The 17,302-nt window shown below is 61.1% G+C and carries 11 protein-coding genes and 1 pseudogene; 4 read left to right on the top strand and 8 right to left on the bottom strand.

The window, feature by feature from the left end; translation table 11 throughout:
* Positions 1-47: 47 nt before the first annotated feature.
* The gene (locus tag CRO59_RS08985; protein ID WP_096794673.1) at positions 48-1,412 is read left to right on the top strand and encodes a formimidoylglutamate deiminase; all 1,365 of its coding nucleotides are present in this window, start codon (positions 48-50) and stop codon (positions 1,410-1,412) included.
* 120 nt (positions 1,413-1,532) lie between these two features.
* Here CRO59_RS08985 and CRO59_RS08980 read toward each other — a convergent pair whose 3' ends face one another.
* Both CRO59_RS08980 and CRO59_RS08975 read right to left on the bottom strand, forming a co-directional pair.
* Entirely contained in the window at positions 1,533-2,102 is a 570-nt protein-coding gene (locus CRO59_RS08980) for a lipocalin family protein (RefSeq protein ID WP_096794672.1), read from the bottom strand.
* A 31-nt stretch (positions 2,103-2,133) separates the two neighbouring features.
* The gene (locus tag CRO59_RS08975) at positions 2,134-2,388 is read right to left on the bottom strand and encodes a hypothetical protein (RefSeq protein ID WP_003220802.1); all 255 of its coding nucleotides are present in this window, start codon (positions 2,386-2,388) and stop codon (positions 2,134-2,136) included.
* Between the two features lie 282 nt (positions 2,389-2,670).
* Here CRO59_RS08975 and CRO59_RS29225 point away from each other — a divergent pair.
* Positions 2,671-3,705, top strand: a pseudogene (locus CRO59_RS29225) (sensor histidine kinase); the annotation flags it as partial.
* Between the two features lie 93 nt (positions 3,706-3,798).
* Positions 3,799-4,563 carry a methyl-accepting chemotaxis protein gene (locus CRO59_RS29220; RefSeq protein ID WP_371917810.1) on the top strand — a complete coding sequence of 255 codons (765 nt, stop codon included), beginning with the start codon at positions 3,799-3,801 and terminating at the stop codon, positions 4,561-4,563.
* Between the two features lie 316 nt (positions 4,564-4,879).
* Here CRO59_RS29220 and CRO59_RS08965 read toward each other — a convergent pair whose 3' ends face one another.
* From CRO59_RS08965 to CRO59_RS08945, 5 genes are all read right to left on the bottom strand, one after another.
* On the bottom strand, positions 4,880-5,482 hold the full coding sequence (locus CRO59_RS08965; RefSeq protein WP_097086978.1) for a DUF924 family protein: 603 nt from the start codon (positions 5,480-5,482) through the stop codon (positions 4,880-4,882).
* Positions 5,483-5,485: 3 nt separating this feature from the next.
* Complete coding sequence (locus CRO59_RS08960; RefSeq protein WP_007961744.1) at positions 5,486-6,496, bottom strand: class 1 fructose-bisphosphatase; 1,011 nt, start codon at positions 6,494-6,496, stop codon at positions 5,486-5,488.
* Between the two features lie 329 nt (positions 6,497-6,825).
* Entirely contained in the window at positions 6,826-8,190 is a 1,365-nt protein-coding gene (locus CRO59_RS08955) for a DUF3999 domain-containing protein (protein WP_097086976.1), read from the bottom strand.
* Positions 8,187-11,783 carry a DUF2339 domain-containing protein gene (locus tag CRO59_RS08950; protein ID WP_097086974.1) on the bottom strand — a complete coding sequence of 1,199 codons (3,597 nt, stop codon included), beginning with the start codon at positions 11,781-11,783 and terminating at the stop codon, positions 8,187-8,189. Before CRO59_RS08950 ends, CRO59_RS08955 begins: the two co-directional genes overlap by 4 nt.
* Positions 11,784-12,038: 255 nt before the next feature.
* Positions 12,039-14,489 carry a glycogen/starch/alpha-glucan phosphorylase gene (locus CRO59_RS08945; protein ID WP_097086973.1) on the bottom strand — a complete coding sequence of 817 codons (2,451 nt, stop codon included), beginning with the start codon at positions 14,487-14,489 and terminating at the stop codon, positions 12,039-12,041.
* Between the two features lie 257 nt (positions 14,490-14,746).
* Between CRO59_RS08945 and CRO59_RS08940 the strand changes: the two genes are divergently transcribed.
* Complete coding sequence (locus CRO59_RS08940) at positions 14,747-15,184, top strand: YkgJ family cysteine cluster protein (RefSeq protein WP_007961740.1); 438 nt, start codon at positions 14,747-14,749, stop codon at positions 15,182-15,184.
* A gap of 190 nt (positions 15,185-15,374) precedes the next feature.
* On the opposite strand, the gene typA is transcribed toward CRO59_RS08940, so the two are convergent.
* On the bottom strand, positions 15,375-17,195 hold the full coding sequence (typA, locus tag CRO59_RS08935; protein ID WP_007961739.1) for a translational GTPase TypA: 1,821 nt from the start codon (positions 17,193-17,195) through the stop codon (positions 15,375-15,377).
* Positions 17,196-17,302 lie beyond the last annotated feature (107 nt).

Genomic DNA, 17,302 nt, shown 5'->3' with positions numbered 1-17,302 from the left:
ACGTCTGTATATGTATATACAAATAACACACGATGGGGTGCTGAACCATGTCCGCTTTCTTTGCCGAACGCGCGCTGCTGCCTAACGGATGGGCCAATAATGTACGTCTTGAGGTCAATGCCGATGGCGTGTTGACCCAAATCCTGGCCGATTCCACCGCAGACGGCGCCGAACGGCTGAGCGGTCCGCTGCTGCCGGGCATGCCCAATCTGCACTCCCACGCCTTCCAGCGCGCGATGGCCGGGCTGGCCGAAGTAGCCGGTAATCCCAACGACAGTTTCTGGACCTGGCGTGACCTGATGTATCGCCTCGTCGGAAAAATCAGCCCGGAGCAGCTCGGCGTGATCGCCCGTCAGCTGTACATCGAAATGCTCAAGGCCGGTTACACCTCAGTTGCTGAATTCCACTATGTGCACCACGACAACAACGGTCAGCCGTATGCCGATCCGGCCGAGTTGGCACTGCGCATCAGTCAGGCAGCGAGCGAAAGCGGTATCGGTCTGACTCTGTTGCCGGTGCTGTACAGCCATTCCGGATTCGGCGGCCAGACGCCCAATGATGGGCAGCGCCGCTTTATCAACAGCACCGAAAACTACCTGAAGCTGCAATCGCGCCTGCAACCGCTGCTGGCTCAGCAAAAAGCGCAATCGCTGGGTCTGTGCTTCCACTCGTTGCGCGCGGTTACCCCGCAGCAGATCAGCGAAGTGCTGGCCGCCAGCGACAAGCAGTGCCCGGTGCACATTCACATCGCCGAACAGCAGAAGGAAGTCGATGACTGCCTGAGCTGGAGCGGTCGCCGTCCGCTGCAATGGCTCTACGAAAACACCGAGGTCGATCAGCGCTGGTGCCTGGTTCACGCGACCCACGCCAACCCGGAAGAAGTCACGCTGATTGCCAAAAGTCGCGCCATCGCCGGCCTGTGCCTGACCACCGAAGCGAATCTGGGCGACGGGATTTTCCCGGCGGTGGATTTCCTCGCTCAGGGTGGGCGCATGGGCATCGGTTCCGACAGCCATGTGTCGCTCAGCGTGGTCGAGGAATTGCGTTGGCTGGAATACGGCCAGCGTCTGCGTGATCAGCGGCGTAACCGTTTGTATGGCGCGGATCAACCGATGGTCGGGCGCACGTTGTATGACGCGGCGCTGGACGGCGGCGCCCAGGCGCTGGGGCAGCCGATTGGTGCGCTGGAAGTCGGCAAGCGTGCCGACTGGATCGTGCTCGATGGCAATGATCCGTATCTGGCCACGGCCAGCGGCGACGGGATCTTGAATCGCTGGCTGTTCGCTGGCGGCGATCGCCAGGTGCGCGATGTGCTGGTCAATGGTCAGTGGGTGGTGCGCGATGGGCGGCACGCGGGCGAAGAGGAAAGCGCACGCGCCTTCACCCAGGTTCTGCGCGAACTTTTAGGCTGACACAAAACAAAAATGTGGGAGCGAGCCTGCTCGCGAAAGCGGTGTATCAGTAACATTTTTGTTAACTGACACGCCCTCTTCGCGAGCAGGCTCGCTCCCACATTTGATTTGTGGTGACCTTTAGTTCGAAGTCTTGGCCATCTGCCGATCCGACGCCCGCCAGATCAGTCGCGTAGTGTCGTAACCCTGCTGACGCGCCTTGCTCAGCAACTCCTCGCGCACCACGCCATTGACCGTTGGCGTGCGCGACAGCAACCACATGTACTTGCGACTCGGGTCGCCGACGATGGCGGTCTTGTAGTCGTCGCTGACGTACAACACCCAGTATTCGCCTTTCGCCACACCCGGAATCAAGCGCGAGAACCAGGTATCGAACTCGACCCACAACTTGTCGGTCTTGCCCGGCACCTGTGGATAAGCCTTGCCTTTGGCTTCTTCCCACTGCCAGTCGGAGGTCAGGCAGCGATTGAGCACATCGACATTGCCGTCGGGTCTGAGCGAGTAGTGGGCTTCGGACTGCGCGCAGTTGCGCTGGAAGTACATCGGCAGGCGCGCCAGTTCATACCAGGTGCCCTGATAACGCTTGAGATTGACACTGTGAGCCGTCTTGGGCGCCAGCGGATCTTCACCGTGGGTGGCGCAGCCGGCCAGTACCAGGCCGGCAAAAAGGACGAACAATAACCGCTTCATTATTTTTCTCCCGTGGGCGCATAGCCCCGGTTTACTTCAGGCCTTGGCCGGAAAACATCAGCACTTTGTCACCGGCGTACTGCACGCTGATAAAGCTGTTTTTATCGCCCCAGGTGCAACTGGACATGCCGAGCGCGCCCGAACAGTCGGTGGGTTTGCCGAGCAGCGTCTCAACCTCGGCCTTGGCCATGCCGGCCGAAAGCTTGGAATAGTTTTCCTGATTGACCTTGCTGCACGCGGCCAACAGCACGCAAAAAGTCAGAAGGGCGATAGATCGCAGCGACATGAAGTAACTCCTGGAGCGGAAGGGGGATGGCATGGTGCCAACCAGAAGCTTAGAAGAGAAAACCCTCATCTGGTTCCCTTCAGAAAGGGCTATTTATCGCTCCGCTCGTCTGGCATTTACCGGTAAATCAGACACTTTGTGCGGCTATTGAGCATTTCGTCGCATTTCATCAAAGACGCCTAATCTTTGGCGCGCGGCGGTCGAAATAAGAGCAGCGCAAAGCCCCCGAGTGTGGCAAATTGCCGCCCTTTCTCGACCAGCCCCTTCGCGGTAGTTCATTCGATGACCAGAAACATGAAATTCAGCCACAAGATCTTGTTGGCTGCCGCCCTCGTGGTGGCCGTTGCGTTCGCCTGTTTCATTTTGTTCAACGACTATCGACAACGCGAAGCCCTGAGCAGCAGCACCGAAGCCTCGATGCAGGAACTGGGCAGCCTGACCACCAGCAACATCCAGACCTGGCTGGAAAGCCGCATCCAGTTGCTGCAATCGCTGTCGCAGCAGGTCGCCGCCGACGGCAGCGCCCCGGCCAGCCTCAAGCGCATCATCGACCTGCCCGCCTACACCGGCAATTTCCAGCTCAGCTACTTCGGCGGCGCTGACGGTGTGATGTTCTCGGTACCCGCCGGCAATCGCGCGCCGGACTACGACCCGCGCGCCCGAGGCTGGTACAAGGCAGCCAACAGCGCCCAACAGACCATCGTCACCGAACCCTACATCGCCGCCTCGTCGGGCAAACTGGTGATCACCGTCGCCACCCCGGTGCAGCGTCAGGGTCAGATGATCGGTGTGGCCGGCGCGGACATCGACCTGACCAGCGTCAGCGCGATCATCAACTCGCTCAACTTTGGTGGCCACGGCCATGCGTTCATCGTCAGCGCCGATGGCAAGATTCTGATTCACCCGGACAGCAAACTGGTTCTGAAAACCCTCGCCGAGGCTTATCCAAACGGCGCACCGAAAGTCAGCCCGGGCCTGAAAGAAGTCGAATTCGACGGCAAGACTCAACTGATCTCGTTCACCCGCGTTAACGGCGTGCCATCGGCCGACTGGTACGTGGCGCTGGTGCTGGACAAAGACACCGCGTTCTCGATGCTCAGCGAATTCCGCACCTCGGCGCTGATCGCCATGGTGATCGCCGTGGTGATCATCATCGCCCTGCTCGGCATGCTGATCCGCGTGCTGATGCAACCGCTGCTGACCATGGGCCGCGCCATGCATGACATCGCTGAAGGTGAAGGCGACCTGACCAAACGTCTGGTGATCCACGGCCACGATGAGTTCGGCGCACTGGGCCTGTCGTTCAACCGCTTTGTCGAGCGTATTCACACCTCGATCCGTGAGGTGTCCTCGGCCACCGGGCAGGTCAACGAAGTCGCCCTGCGCGTGGTCGCGGCGTCGAACTCGTCGATGTACAACTCCGACCAGCAAGCAACCCGCACCAACAGCGTGGCTGCGGCGATCAACCAGCTCGGCGCCGCCGCCCAAGAAATCGCCCAGAACGCCGCCCTCGCCTCGCAACACTCCAGCGATGCGCGCAGCCTGGCGGTCGATGGTCAGCAGGTTGTGGATAAAACCATCCACGCCATGCAGCAGCTGTCGGCAAAAATCAGCGACTCCTGCGGCAACATCGAAACCCTCAACAGCAACACGGTGAACATCGGGCAGATTCTGGAAGTGATCACCAGCATCTCGCAGCAGACCAACCTGCTGGCGCTAAACGCTGCCATCGAAGCGGCCCGCGCCGGTGAGGCTGGCCGTGGTTTCGCCGTGGTCGCTGACGAGGTGCGCAACCTCGCCCACCGCACTCAGGATTCGGCGCAGCAAGTGCAGAAGATGATCGAAGAATTGCAAGTCGGCGCGCGTCAGGCAGTGAGCATCATGACCGAGAGCCAGCGCGAGAGCGAAAGCAGCGTCGGCATCGCCAACCAGGCCGGCGAACGCCTGGGCAGCGTGACCCAGCGCATCGGCGAGATCGACGGCATGAACCAGTCGGTGGCTACCGCGACTGAGGAGCAGACAGCTGTGGTCGAGTCGATCAACGTCGACATCAACGAGATCAACACGCTGAATCAGGAAGGTGTGGAGAACCTGCAGGCAACCTTGCGCGCTTGTTCGGATCTGGAGCAGCAGGCGGCGCGGTTGAAGCAGTTGGTGGGCAGTTTCAGGATCTGAGGCGCTGCGACTGGCCCCATCGCTGGCAAGCCAGCTCCCACATTGGATCGGTGATGTTCACAAAACCAGTGTGGGAGCGGGCTTGTTCGCGAAGACGGCTTCCACAATGCAGAATGCCTTCTCGGTAATTTGTAATTGGCCAGGATACTTGACTGATGAACACGGAACTCGATTGCGATCATCCAGACAAAACAACTTTGTTGGCAATCCTCGCAATAGGTAATGAGGAAATTGATCAAAGAAAATTCAGAGACGCTCAAAGCGTGTTTCTTGAACTGGATGAAATGGACTCAGTTCAACCGATAACTCGGCTAAGCTAAAAGCGTGACCCAGGCTGACTGAGAAACGCCAACTCCTCCGCCGTAGACTCCCGTCCCAACACCGCATTGCGATGCGGAAACCGTCCAAACCGTGCAATCACTTTCCGATGCCGCTCGGCATAGTCCAGATTGTCGGCAAACACCGTCCGCTCGGCTTCCGGCTGTTCGGCTACCAGATCGATAAAACGCGAAACGGCTTCGTTCTGCACCGCGAGGTTTTCGCAGTGTTCGAACACCAGATAAATGAATACGCGCTGGATCGGCTTCAGTTGCCGGTCGAAGTCCGCTGCAATGCCCTGCGCGACGAGTTTCTGCGCGCGCAGATCACCGGAAAAGGCTTTGGGTGTATCGCGAAAGATCATGCGCGGCAGTTGATCGAGCAGCAGCACCAGCGCCAGCCAACCTTCGGGACGTTGCGTCCATTCGGCCAATTCGCCAGCGAGGGCCTGATCGACAAAGACCCCGAAACGCTCACGCGCTTCGAGGTCCTGGCTGTCTTTCTTGCCGAACCACAACTTGCCCTTGTCAGCCGATATCTCGTCCGGTGATTCGGCATGTCCGAACCACCAATCGAGCAACGGCTGCCAGGGCGCGGTCATGGCTTATTCCTTGTGGTAAGCCGTGGCGCGGGCGACTTCTTCTTTCGAGCCGAGGAACACCGCTACGCGCTGGTGCAGGCCTTCGGGCTGAATGTCGAGGATGCGTTGGTGACCGTCGGTGGACGCGCCGCCGGCCTGTTCCACCAGGAACGACATCGGGTTGGCTTCGTACATCAGACGCAGTTTGCCGGGCTTGGATGGCTCACGGCTGTCGCGTGGGTACATGAACAGACCGCCACGGGTCAGGATGCGATGCACGTCGGCCACCATCGCGGCGACCCAGCGCATGTTGTAGTTCTTCTTCAGCGGGCCTTCTTCGCCGGCCAGCAGTTCGCTGACGTAGCGTTGTACCGGGGCTTCCCAGTGGCGCTGGTTGGACATGTTGATCGCGAATTCCTGGGTGGTTTCAGGAATGGTGATGTCTTCGTGGGTCAGCACGAAGCTGCCCATTTCGCGGTCCAGGGTGAAGCCTTTGACGCCGTCGCCCAGAGTCAGCACCAGCATGGTCTGCGGGCCGTAGATCGCGTAACCGGCGGCAACCTGCTGGGTGCCTGGCTGCAGGAAGGCTTTTTCGTTCAGCGGCTCGTTCTGGCTCAGGTATTCGTTCGGGCAACGCAGTACCGAGAAGATGGTGCCGACCGGAGCGTTGATGTCGATGTTCGACGAGCCGTCCAGTGGGTCGAACACCAGCAGGTAGGCGCCTTTCGGGTATTTGCCCGGGATCTGGTAGGCATTGTCCATTTCTTCGGACGCCATGCCGGCCAGGTGACCGCCCCATTCGTTGGCTTCGAGCAGGATCTCGTTCGACAGCACGTCGAGCTTCTTCTGCACTTCGCCTTGGACGTTTTCAGTGCCCATGCTGCCCAGAACACCACCCAGGGCGCCTTTGGACACGGCGTGGCTGATCTCTTTGCAGGCACGCGCCACCACTTCGATCAGGAAGCGCAGATCGGCAGGAGTGTTATTGCTGCGGGTCTGCTCAATCAAATAGCGACTCAGGGTAACGCGGGACATGGACGGCTCCGGTGGAATGGGGGGCTAAAAACCCGCGCAGTTTACAGGGAGTCTGAAAACGTAGCGAGCGATGACGCCCGGTAACGTGCATTGGGGCGCAATTGCCTCTATCAGACGTGATCGGGTCGAGAGAGTTCAGGTACCGGATTGAGCGTAGTTCGAAACGGGACGGGTGGTGCGTGCGCAACCGCGACCGATCTGAAATTCTCGTTGGCCGATCAGCCGCCTTCGCGAGCAAGCCCGCTCCCACATTGATCGCGTCCATCGAGGCTACTCGGTCAACTGTGGGAGCGGGCTTGCTCGCGAATGGCGCGCAGCGCCAGCCATTCTCAGGAATTGGTCGGCGGCTTGCGCAACAGGCTCGCCGCCATCGCCCCGAGGAACACCACACTCACCAGCAACACCGCCCACAGGCCGATTTTCTTCCAGTTGGTCTCGGCTACTGCCGCCGTAGTCGCCGGCGCAGCCTGAGTGGCAACCACCTCACCCTGCACCGTCGCCTTGCCCAGCGTCGCGAGCTTCTGCGGTTTGAAATCCGGAATCAGCGTGCTCAGCGGCAAGTTCGCGGTTTTCACCGTCGGATTGCCCAGCGCCAGGCTGTAAGGCCCGTCACCCCGTGCGAGGAAAATCACCTGCGTCGCCCGCACCGCGTACTTCAGGCTCGGTGCCTGCTCGCCCAGACCACCGCCACGCTCATCCACACTCAGTTTCAACTGCTGCACGGTTTGCCCGTACAACTGCAATTCGTTCTGCACCACGTCCTGACCGTTCTGGGTCAGGCGATACAGCAAACCGTTGCTCAGTGTCTGCCACGGCAGGCTGCTTTCGCGGCGGCCCGCGAGCGTCACCGGAGCCAGACTGTTCGGTTGTTTCAGCTCGACCTGCACCCGCTCGACATTCAGGCCCATCGGCAACTGCCAGGTGTACTCGCCGGACTTGGTGCTATTGCCCGCCAGCGCTTGCGACCAGACCAACGGCAGCGGCACGTTGCGTGGATCGCTGCTTTTCAGTTGCGCCGACGTGAGGATGGGCGCCGAGGTTGGCGCATCCCACAGCAGACGCAGATAGCGAGCGGATTGCCCCGGCAGCGTCACTTCGTGCTGTTCGATGCGTTCGTCGGAAAAGGTCAGCCGCGCGACCTGCCCCTCGCCCCACACCTGCCAGTGCTGCAAGTCATCACTGGCCTCGATGCTGAAACGCTGGAAGCCGTCGCGCTCGCTGGTCCAGTCGAGGATCAACTGCTGCAGCGGCGCCTTGATTGCACTGGCATCGAGCAGCCAGCCACGCAGCACTTCTTCACCGGCCTCCAATTGCGTCGACGGCTGCACTTCCACCAGTGTGCCGGTGGTGGTCGATTGCACGCGTACGTTCGGCGCTCGCTCGCTGGCGTCGGCGGCGTTGTACAAGGGGAACCACTTCACTTCATGCAACTGCCCGTCGTCGCGGGTCTGCGCCGATTCCCGGGCCAGGGCGTAGGCCTGCGGCTCGCCAGCAGCGTTGAACACGCGCAGGTCGCTGAGATCGGTCTGGCGTGCCTGCAATTGCGCGCTCAGCGGCAGATCGAGGCGATACCACGGGCCGTTGCCGCTCACCGTCAGCGGCACCTGCGTGGCGAAGTCCGCCGGTTTTTCCTGGGCGCCGGCAGCCATCACCACGCCCAGCGCCAACCACCCCAGATTCAGCATGCGACTCAAGATGAAACTCCTTCGGTATCCGGCACGGGTTTGTCCGCCACCGGTTCGGCTTCGACACGTTTCGGTGGCAGCGGTGCGAAATAGCCCACCACCAGCAGCAACACGCCGACGCCGATAAACGAGACGATCCGGGCCAGTCCGCCACGGTTGCTCAATTCGACAAAAATCAGTTTGGCCACCACCAGCGCAATCAACGCCGCGCCGATCAGCCACACTTCGCGCCGGTGACGCAGGTGTCCGCCGATCATCAGCCCCAGCGCCATCAGGGTCCAGACGATGGACAACCCGGCCTGCACCAGCATCGATTCGAGCAGCAGATCCAGCTCGAACGGAATGCCCGCCCAATGGTGCGCAGCGCGGGTCACCAGCGCGGTGCAGAAAGCGAACAGCGAAACCCCGGCGACCAGTTGTGTGGCGTACTCGGCGTAATCCTTGCGCAGGGCAAACTGCGTCACCGCATGGCGCGACCACACGTACACCCCGAACAGGGCGAACAGCAGGCCCAATTCCAGCGGGTTGATCAGCGGCACGTACGGCAGCGGTTCGGCGTTACCGTCGCTGACGCCGTTGGCCAGCCAGTACCACGCCAGCATCAGCACTGCCAGCGGCGCGGCGGCGTACAAACGATATTCCCGCGGGAATGCCGCCACCGGCCATGGCCAACTGCGCGGAGCCGCCGCCAGCAACAGATACAGACTCGGCAGGATCGCCCAGCCCAGCCAGCGCCAGGCGTTGTATTGCTCGGACAACAGCAGCAGACCGTAGCGCAACTCCAGCGCCAGCACCCCAATCAGCAGCCAGCAACCCAACACGTGCGCCGTGCTCAAGGCGCGTGCCGGCAGCATCGGCGCCAGACGCCGCAGGCTGAAGAAATGCACGGCGAACACCAATACCCACGCCAGCCAACCGAAATTCGCCGCTGGGTGATAACGCGCATGCCACGCCGCCAGCAGCACCAGCCCCGCCGCCGGGATCAGCAAGGTGCAGAGCAGGCCCAGCGCCGGCCATTTCAGGCGCAGCGCCAACAATGTCCACAGCGCCACACTCAGCGCGGCAATCAGCAGCAACAGCGTCGCCTGCAGATTCAGCGGGGCAAAACGCAGCACCTCACTGACCCACGCCAACGCCCACCAACCGGCGCCCCACACCAGCAGCACTTCGGACAGGCGTTGCAAACTCAGCGCATCGAACGCCGAGGCATGATTGCCCAGTTGCAGACGCCAGGCACCGACCAGCGCGGCCAGCCCCAGCACCAGCGGCGTCCAGAAGCCGCCATGGGCCAACGGCCGCAGACCTTCGCTGGACAGCGGCCCGAGCAGCTCGGGGCCGGCCAACAAGAATGCCGCGCCACCGATCAACTGCAACAACAGGCCGAAAACAAAACTGACGCGCTGCTTGAGGTACAGGCTCAGCCAGATGATCAGCAGACCGCTCGCCGCCCACAACGCACTTGCGGTTTGCCACGGCAGCACGAACAGCACCGCCAGATTGATCAGCACCAACCCCGCCAGCAACACCACCGACAAGCCGCGCAGCAGCCGCACATCGCCGCGCACCATCTCGTCGCGCGCCGCCAGCAGCATCCCGCCGATCAATGCCAGACCGATCACGGATGCGCTGAGCAAACCGCTCCACCCGGCGCTGAACACGGCCGCCGAATCCTCACCTGCACCTTGCAGACGCAACAGGAACAACGCACCACCGAGCAACTGCACAGTGAACGCGGTGAACAGGAACGTGCGCGATTGCAGGCGCAGACCGACGAACAAGGTCACCAATCCGGCCAAGGCCCAACTGATCGCTGTCAGCTGAACAAAGAAAAACAACGGCGCCAGCAAATACAGGAACGTCAGGCCCAGTGCCGCCAGCACCGGCAAACCCTGGCGCTCCCACGGCGAAGCCTGTTCCGCCGAGGCTTTGCGCAATTGATAGAAACTGAACAGCAGCGCGATGCCGAGCATCAACGCCCCCAGCGGTGCGCCGTCGAGCAGGCTGCTTTCGCCAACCCGCAACTGACTGAGAAAGGCCAGCGCCGACCCCAGTTGCAGCAGCAGGGCAAACGCTCGGGCGAACGGCCGATGCTGACGCAGGCCGAGCCAGAAAATCCCCGCGCCCTCCACTGCCCACGCCGCCGAAGTCCAGCGCGCATCGAGGCCCAGCGGGATCGCCAGACTGGCGAAAATCACCCCCAGCGCCAGACAGGTTTCACCCAGCAACAAGGCGCGGCCGCCCATCAACACCCGGGCCAGGCCCATGTAGATCACGCCCAGTGCGAGTGCGCTGAACGCAGCGGCGAACTCCAGGTGCTGCACCAGCGCAAACTGCAGACCGAAGCCCACGATCGGCGGGCCGAACAGCATCGTGCCGTCGACGTAGTCGCCCTTGCGCGCCGACCAGTGCAGCAGCGCCTCGCGATCGCCGTCTGCTGGCGCATCGGGCATGTCGAGCAACTTGCGTCGGGCGAACAACAGGCCGATGCCCAGGTACATCAGGAAGAACAGAATCAGGAACGGCTCGGTGCTCCACAGCAGCTCGGGCGCATAGGAGCGCAGGCCCCAGGCGAAGCCGATACCGAACGTGCCGACGAACCCGATCAGGTTAAGCAGGCGCCAGGCCTTGAACCAGGCAATGGCGAGAATGCCGGCATTGAGCAACGCGAAATAGCTGAACAGCGCGACATGGTTGCCCTCCCCGGTCGAGGTCAGGATCGGCGCGGCGAAACCGCCCAATGCTGCAGCCGCCGCCAGCCCCAGCGCATCCTGAGTGATGGCGAGAATCGCCGAGAACACCGTGACCGCCACCAGCAACCCCAGCGCGGCGGACGGATCGAGCAACGGATGCAGACGCATCGCCGCAAACACCGTCAGGTACAGCACCGCGATCCCGGTGCCCTGCAGCATCAGCGCATAACTGCTGTTGCGCGTACGCAGCCACCAGCCCAGTGCCAGCAGGGCCAACGCCGCCGCCGCGACGCCGGCATAACGCAGTTCGATCGGCACCACCATGCCCTCGGTGGCGTAGCGCAGCAGGAACGCCAGACCGAAAAACAGCAGCACCACACCAACCCGCAGCACGGTGTTGCCACCGAACAGCCAGTCACGCGCAGCGCTGATGCCACGCTCGATCAGGTTCGGGCCACGAGGTTCGGCAGGCTGTGCCGGCGCTGCTGGCTCGTCGGTAACAGCATCCAGACGCCAGACATCCGCCGGCAGCGGCTGGCTGGTTTCGCTGGCAACGGTAGAGATCGGTTCGAGTTCGGGTGGCAGTTCCCAGACCAGATCCGGCGTGGGGGAGGATGATTGTTCGGCGACGATGATCGGCTCAACGATGGCGTCCGGCATCGGCGCCACGCTCGGCGGTGTGGTGCGCACGCTGGCACCTTCAAGCAGAAACAGACGCTGCTCGACGGCTTGCAGGGCGACCTTGGCCTGTTCCAGTTGACGCTGTTGGTCGTTGGCCTGCGAGCCAAGCCGGGCGATCCGCAGCGTTTGCCCGATCGCCAGCCCGAGCAGTGCACCAAGCAGCGCGGCACTGAACGACTCATCGAGCAGCCAGCCGAGCAGCAGCCCGATCAACATGAACATCCATTGCATGGTCGATATCCCTAAGCGGCCCCGAGGCGGGGCGAGTCCGGCGATTGCTTCAGTCTAGGCACAAACCCTTGTAGGAGTGAGCCTGCTCGCGATAGCGATTTGTCAGTCAACGAAGCTGTTGAATGTGACGGCGCTATCGCGAGCAGGCTCACTCCTACATTGGATCAGTGGTGACTGAACAGCCCGGTAACCGGCGCTCAGTATATCGATCCGGCCCAACAATCGTTGGGCCTTACGCACATTTGTTGCAGAAAATCACTCCAGTGCCTTCCAGATATCCGTGGCGTACTCGCGAATCGTCCGGTCGGACGAGAACCAGCCCATCCGCGCCGTGTTGAGCACTGCCGAGCGCCACCAGTTGTTGGAGTCGTGCCAGTGCGCATCGACGCGTTTTTGCGCTTCCCAATAGGAATCGAAGTCGGCGCAGACCAGGAAGCGATCGTAGTCCACCAGCGAATCGATCAGCCCGGTGTAGCGCGACGTGTCATCCGGCGAGAACACACCACTGCGGATCGCTTGCAGCACGTCGCTCAAACGATGCGACGCGGCGATGTCCGGTGCAGCGCTGAACTCGTGGTTCTGCTTGCGCGCTTCAACCTGCTGCGCGCTGAGGCCGAAGATGAACATGTGCTCGGCGCCGATGCGCTCGCACATTTCCACGTTGGCGCCGTCGAGGGTGCCGATGGTCAGCGCACCGTTGAGGCCGAACTTCATGTTACTGGTGCCCGAGGCTTCGAACCCGGCCGTGGAAATCTGCTCGGACAAGTCCGCCGCAGGAATGATGCTTTCCGCCAGGCTGACGTTGTAGTTGGGCAGGAACACCACCTTCAGCAAACCGCGTACTGTCGGGTCGTTGTTCACTACCCGGGCGATGTCGTTGGTCAGTTTGATGATCAATTTGGCCTGGTGATAACTGGCCGCCGCTTTACCGGCGAAGATTTTCACCCGAGGTACCCAGTCGACTTCAGGCTCGGCGCGGATTGCCTGATACAGCGCCACGGTGTGCATCAGGTTGAGCAACTGGCGCTTGTATTCGTGGATCCGTTTGACCTGCACGTCGAACATCGCCGCCGGATTGACCGCGATCCCCAGCCGCTCGTGAATCAGATAGGCCAAGGCCTTTTTGCTGTGCAGGCGCTGTTCGGCGAAGGCTTTGCGGAAGGCGGGTTGCTCGGCGAACGGTTCGAGGTCGAGCAGGCGTTCTTCCGGGTTATCCAGCACCTCCGGGCCGAGGGAGTCGACCAGCATCGAGGTCAGTTCGGAGTTGGCCTGGAACAGCCAGCGGCGGAAGGTGATGCCGTTGGTTTTGTTGTTGATCCGCTCCGGGTAGAGCTTGTGCAATTCGGCGAACACGGTCTTGCGCATCAACTGCGTGTGCAGCCCGGACACGCCGTTGACGCTGTGCGAACCGAGGAACGCGAGGTTGCCCATGCGCACCCGGCGACCGTTGTCCTCTTCGATCAACGACACCGCGCGCAGCACGTCGAAATCATGAATGCCTTTGGCGCGCAGCGAGTCGATGTGCTGGGCGTTGATCAGATAAATGATCTGCATGTGCCGCGGCAGCATGCGTTCCATCAGGCCGACCGGCCAGGTTTCCAGCGCTTCGGGCAACAGCGTGTGGTTGGTGTACGACAGGGTGTCGACGGTGACTTGCCACGCCGCATCCCAGGCCACGTCGTAGACGTCGACCAGTTGCCGCATCAATTCAGCAACGGCAATCGAAGGGTGGGTGTCGTTGAGCTGGATCGCCGCGTGATCGCCCAGGGTCAGCACCGAGGTATGCATGTTGCGATGACGACGCAGCAGATCCTGCAAGGAAGCGGCGACGAAGAAGTATTCCTGGCGCAGGCGCAGTTCCTGCCCGGCCTCAGTGCTGTCGGCCGGGTAAAGCACGCGGGAAATGCTTTCAGCCCGGGCCACTTCGGCGACGGCGCCCAAGTGGTCACCGGCGTTGAAGCGCTCCAGGTGCAGATCTTCCATGGCGCGTGCACGCCACAGCCGCAGGGTGTTGACGCTCGCCCCGCGCCAGCCGACCACCGGTGTGTCGTAGGCAATCGCGCGCACGGTTTCCGCAGGCGACCAGACCTGTTTGGTCTTGCCGCTGGCATCGGTCACGGTTTCGACACTGCCGCCGAAGCCGATCGAGTACACCACTTCCGGACGTTCGAACTCCCACGGGTTGCCGAAATCCAGCCAGTGCTCGGTCTGTTCCTGCTGCCAGCCATCGACGATGGCCTGCCGGAACAGCCCATGCTCGTAGCGAATGCCGTAGCCGTGCCCGGCGATGCCGAGGGTCGACATGCTCTCCATGAAGCACGCCGCCAGACGGCCGAGGCCGCCGTTGCCGAGCGCCGCGTCGGGTTCCAGCAGGCGGATGCGTTCGAGATCGACGCCCAGTTCGGTCAGCGCTTCACGCGCGACGTCGAGCAGGCCGAGATTGCTCAGGCTGTCGTAGAGCAAACGACCGATGAGAAATTCCAGCGAGAGGTAATACACCCGTTTCTGGCCTTTGCGGTAGATCTGCCGGGTGTGGTCCATCCAGTGTTCGACCATGTGGTCGCGCGCCGCCAGGGCAATGGCTTCGAACCAGTCATGGTCGAAAGCGTGATCCGGGTCTTTACCCACTGCATAGGTGAGCTTGGTCAGGACGGCATCGCGGAATGCGGCCACCTCTGCTTCGCGAACTAGTGGTTCTTGAGTCATCGATAGGACCTCGAGCGAGCGGGGAATTGTCTGAGCCTAGACGGTCTGACCGACGGTAGAGGCGCTGGTTCGGCAGTTTTTCCGAAGTCGGTGAGATAGCCCGGCATTACCTTGGCGAGTGGGCTAATGAATGCAGGGGCCGTGCCGGACTGAATGACATTTGCGCGGCATTTGCAAAAATCTGGCGAAAGGTTGTTCAAAAATCCACCAGTCCCGGTATGATCGCGCGCCCTGATGCACACGCCTGGTAATTCCCGATGATGAAGCCCAACCTGATTGCCGCCGCCGAGATCGATCGTCTCGATACGTGGGCCAAATATTCGGCCCCGATGTGCGGCTCTTGTGTCTCCAGCTGCTGCACCCTGCCGGTCGAGGTCAAGATCAAGGACCTGGTACGCATCGGCGTGGTTGACGAGTTCGAACTGGGTGATCCGCCGAAGAACATCGCCAAGCGCCTGCAAAAGGAAGGGCTGGTCGAGCGCTTCAACCAGAAGTCGGGGATCTTCACCCTGCAGCGCATGAGCAACAACGATTGCTACTACCTGGATCGTAAGAGCCGCCTGTGCACCATTTATGACAAGCGCCCGGACACTTGCCGCAACCACCCGAAAATCGGCCCGCGTCCAGGGTATTGCGCGTACAAGCCGAAAGAAGTCGAGCGGGTGCAGAATTCGCGGTCGATCGAGAAGTTTTGATCTTTCCTGAAATTTGCGGCGGCTGATCTGCCGCCTTCGCGAGCAGGCTCGCTCCCACATTGGAATGCGTTCCCCTGTGGGAGCGAGCCTGCTCGCGAAGGGGCCGGCACAAACAACGCGTAAACCCCAGACAAACAAAAACGCCCCCGGTCTCGCGACCGGGGGCGTTTTTTTCAGCCTGGGCTAAATCTTATGCCTTGGCTTTCTTGGCAGCGCGGGTACGCTCGCTTTCGTCCAGGATCTTCTTGCGAAGACGGATGGACTTAGGAGTCACTTCGCACAGCTCGTCTTCCTGGATGTATTCCAGAGCCTGTTCCAGAGTGAAGCGAACAGGTGGTACCAGAGCGATGGTTTCGTCTTTACCCGAAGCACGCATGTTGTCGAGCTTCTTGCCTTTGGTTGGGTTCACACCCAGGTCGTTGTCGCGGCTGTTCTGACCAACGATCTGACCGTTGTAGATCTCCTGGCCGTGTTCTACGAACAGCTTGCCACGAGCCTGCAGGGTTTCCAGCGAGTAGGTCAGTGCCTTGCCGGTTTCAACCGAAACCAGAACGCCGTTCTGACGGCCGGACATGTGGCCCGACTTCACTGGAGCGTAACGATCGAAGATCGAGGTCAGGATGCCAGCACCGTTGGTCAGGGTCAGGAACTGGTTACGGAAACCGATCAGACCGCGAGCAGGGATGTTGTATTCCAGACGAACACGGCCCTTGCCATCCGGCACCATGTTGCTCAGGTCGCCCTTACGCAGCCCCATCTCTTCCATGACCTTGCCCTGCGATTCTTCAGGGATGTCGATGGTGACGTTTTCGAACGGTTCCTGCTTCACGCCGTCAACTTCACGGATGATCACTTCAGGACGGCCCAGGGCCAGCTCGAAGCCTTCGCGACGCATGGTTTCGATCAGTACCGAGAGGTGCAGCTCACCACGGCCGGAAACCTTGAACTTGTCAGCCGAGTCGCCTTCTTCAACGCGCAGTGCAACGTTGTACAGCAGCTCTTTGTCCAGACGATCCTTGATGTTACGGGAGGTCACGAACTTGCCTTCTTTACCGCAGAATGGCGAGTCGTTTACCTGGAAGGTCATGGAAACGGTTGGCTCGTCAACGGTCAGCGGCTTCATGGCCTCGACGGTGTTGATGTCGCACAGGGTGTCGGAGATGAACAGCTCGTCGAAGCCGCTGATGCAGACGATGTCGCCAGCTGCTGCTTCTTCAACGTCAATGCGGTGCAGACCGTGGTGACCCATCAGCTTCAGGATACGACCGTTGCGGCGCTTGCCGTCGGCGCTGATAGCGACAACCGGGGTGTTCGGCTTGACGCGACCACGAGCGATACGGCCAACACCGATAACACCCAGGAAGCTGTTGTAGTCCAGAGCGGAGATCTGCATCTGGAACGGACCGTCACGGTCAACGGCCGGAGGCGGAACGTGGTCGACAACTGCCTGGTACAGCGCAGTCATGTCTTCGCCCATGGCGGTGTGATCCAGACCGGCGATGCCGTTCAGGGCCGAAGCGTAAACAACCTGGAAGTCCAGTTGTTCTTCGGTAGCACCGAGGTTGTCGAACAGATCGAAGATCTGGTCCAGAACCCAGTCCGGACGCGCGCCTGGACGGTCAACCTTGTTGATAACCACGATTGGACGCAGGCCGGCTTCGAACGCCTTCTTGGTCACGAAACGGGTTTGCGGCATAGGGCCGTCTTGAGCGTCAACCAGCAGCAGAACGGAGTCAACCATCGACATTACGCGTTCTACTTCACCGCCGAAGTCGGCGTGGCCCGGGGTATCCACGATGTTGATGTGGTAGCCGTTCCAGTTGATGGCGGTGTTTTTCGCCAGAATGGTAATACCGCGCTCTTTTTCCTGGTCGTTGGAGTCCATCACGCGCTCGTCGTTGAGCTCGTTGCGCTCCAGGGTGCCGGATTGACGCAGGAGTTTGTCTACCAGGGTGGTCTTACCATGGTCAACGTGGGCAATGATGGCGATGTTACGTAGATTTTCGATCACTTGTGTATCTCGATCAGAGGATTCGGTTTGCTGACAAGTCTTGGCAGCGATTAACAGTAGTGTCCGGCATGGCCGTTACAGCTTGACGGCGGTGTCGGGGGGCCGGT

The organism is Pseudomonas sp. LAMO17WK12:I5 (assembly GCF_900215165.1).
Lineage (GTDB): Bacteria > Pseudomonadota > Gammaproteobacteria > Pseudomonadales > Pseudomonadaceae > Aquipseudomonas > Aquipseudomonas putida_A.
This window is presented reverse-complemented; position numbering and strand designations above follow the sequence as displayed.

Bases quoted from the DNA above. Each gene is read 5' to 3' on its own strand.
- CRO59_RS08985 (WP_096794673.1), top strand. From the start codon at position 48: ATGTCCGCTTTCTTTGCCGAACGCGCGCTGCTGCCTAACGGATGGGCC.
- CRO59_RS08980 (WP_096794672.1), bottom strand. From the start codon at position 2,102: ATGAAGCGGTTATTGTTCGTCCTTTTTGCCGGCCTGGTACTGGCCGGC.
- CRO59_RS08975 (WP_003220802.1), bottom strand. From the start codon at position 2,388: ATGTCGCTGCGATCTATCGCCCTTCTGACTTTTTGCGTGCTGTTGGCC.
- CRO59_RS29220 (WP_371917810.1), top strand. From the start codon at position 3,799: ATGTACAACTCCGACCAGCAAGCAACCCGCACCAACAGCGTGGCTGCG.
- CRO59_RS08965 (WP_097086978.1), bottom strand. From the start codon at position 5,482: ATGACCGCGCCCTGGCAGCCGTTGCTCGATTGGTGGTTCGGACATGCC.
- CRO59_RS08960 (WP_007961744.1), bottom strand. From the start codon at position 6,496: ATGTCCCGCGTTACCCTGAGTCGCTATTTGATTGAGCAGACCCGCAGC.
- CRO59_RS08950 (WP_097086974.1), bottom strand. From the start codon at position 11,783: ATGCAATGGATGTTCATGTTGATCGGGCTGCTGCTCGGCTGGCTGCTC.
- CRO59_RS08945 (WP_097086973.1), bottom strand. From the start codon at position 14,489: ATGACTCAAGAACCACTAGTTCGCGAAGCAGAGGTGGCCGCATTCCGC.
- CRO59_RS08940 (WP_007961740.1), top strand. From the start codon at position 14,747: ATGATGAAGCCCAACCTGATTGCCGCCGCCGAGATCGATCGTCTCGAT.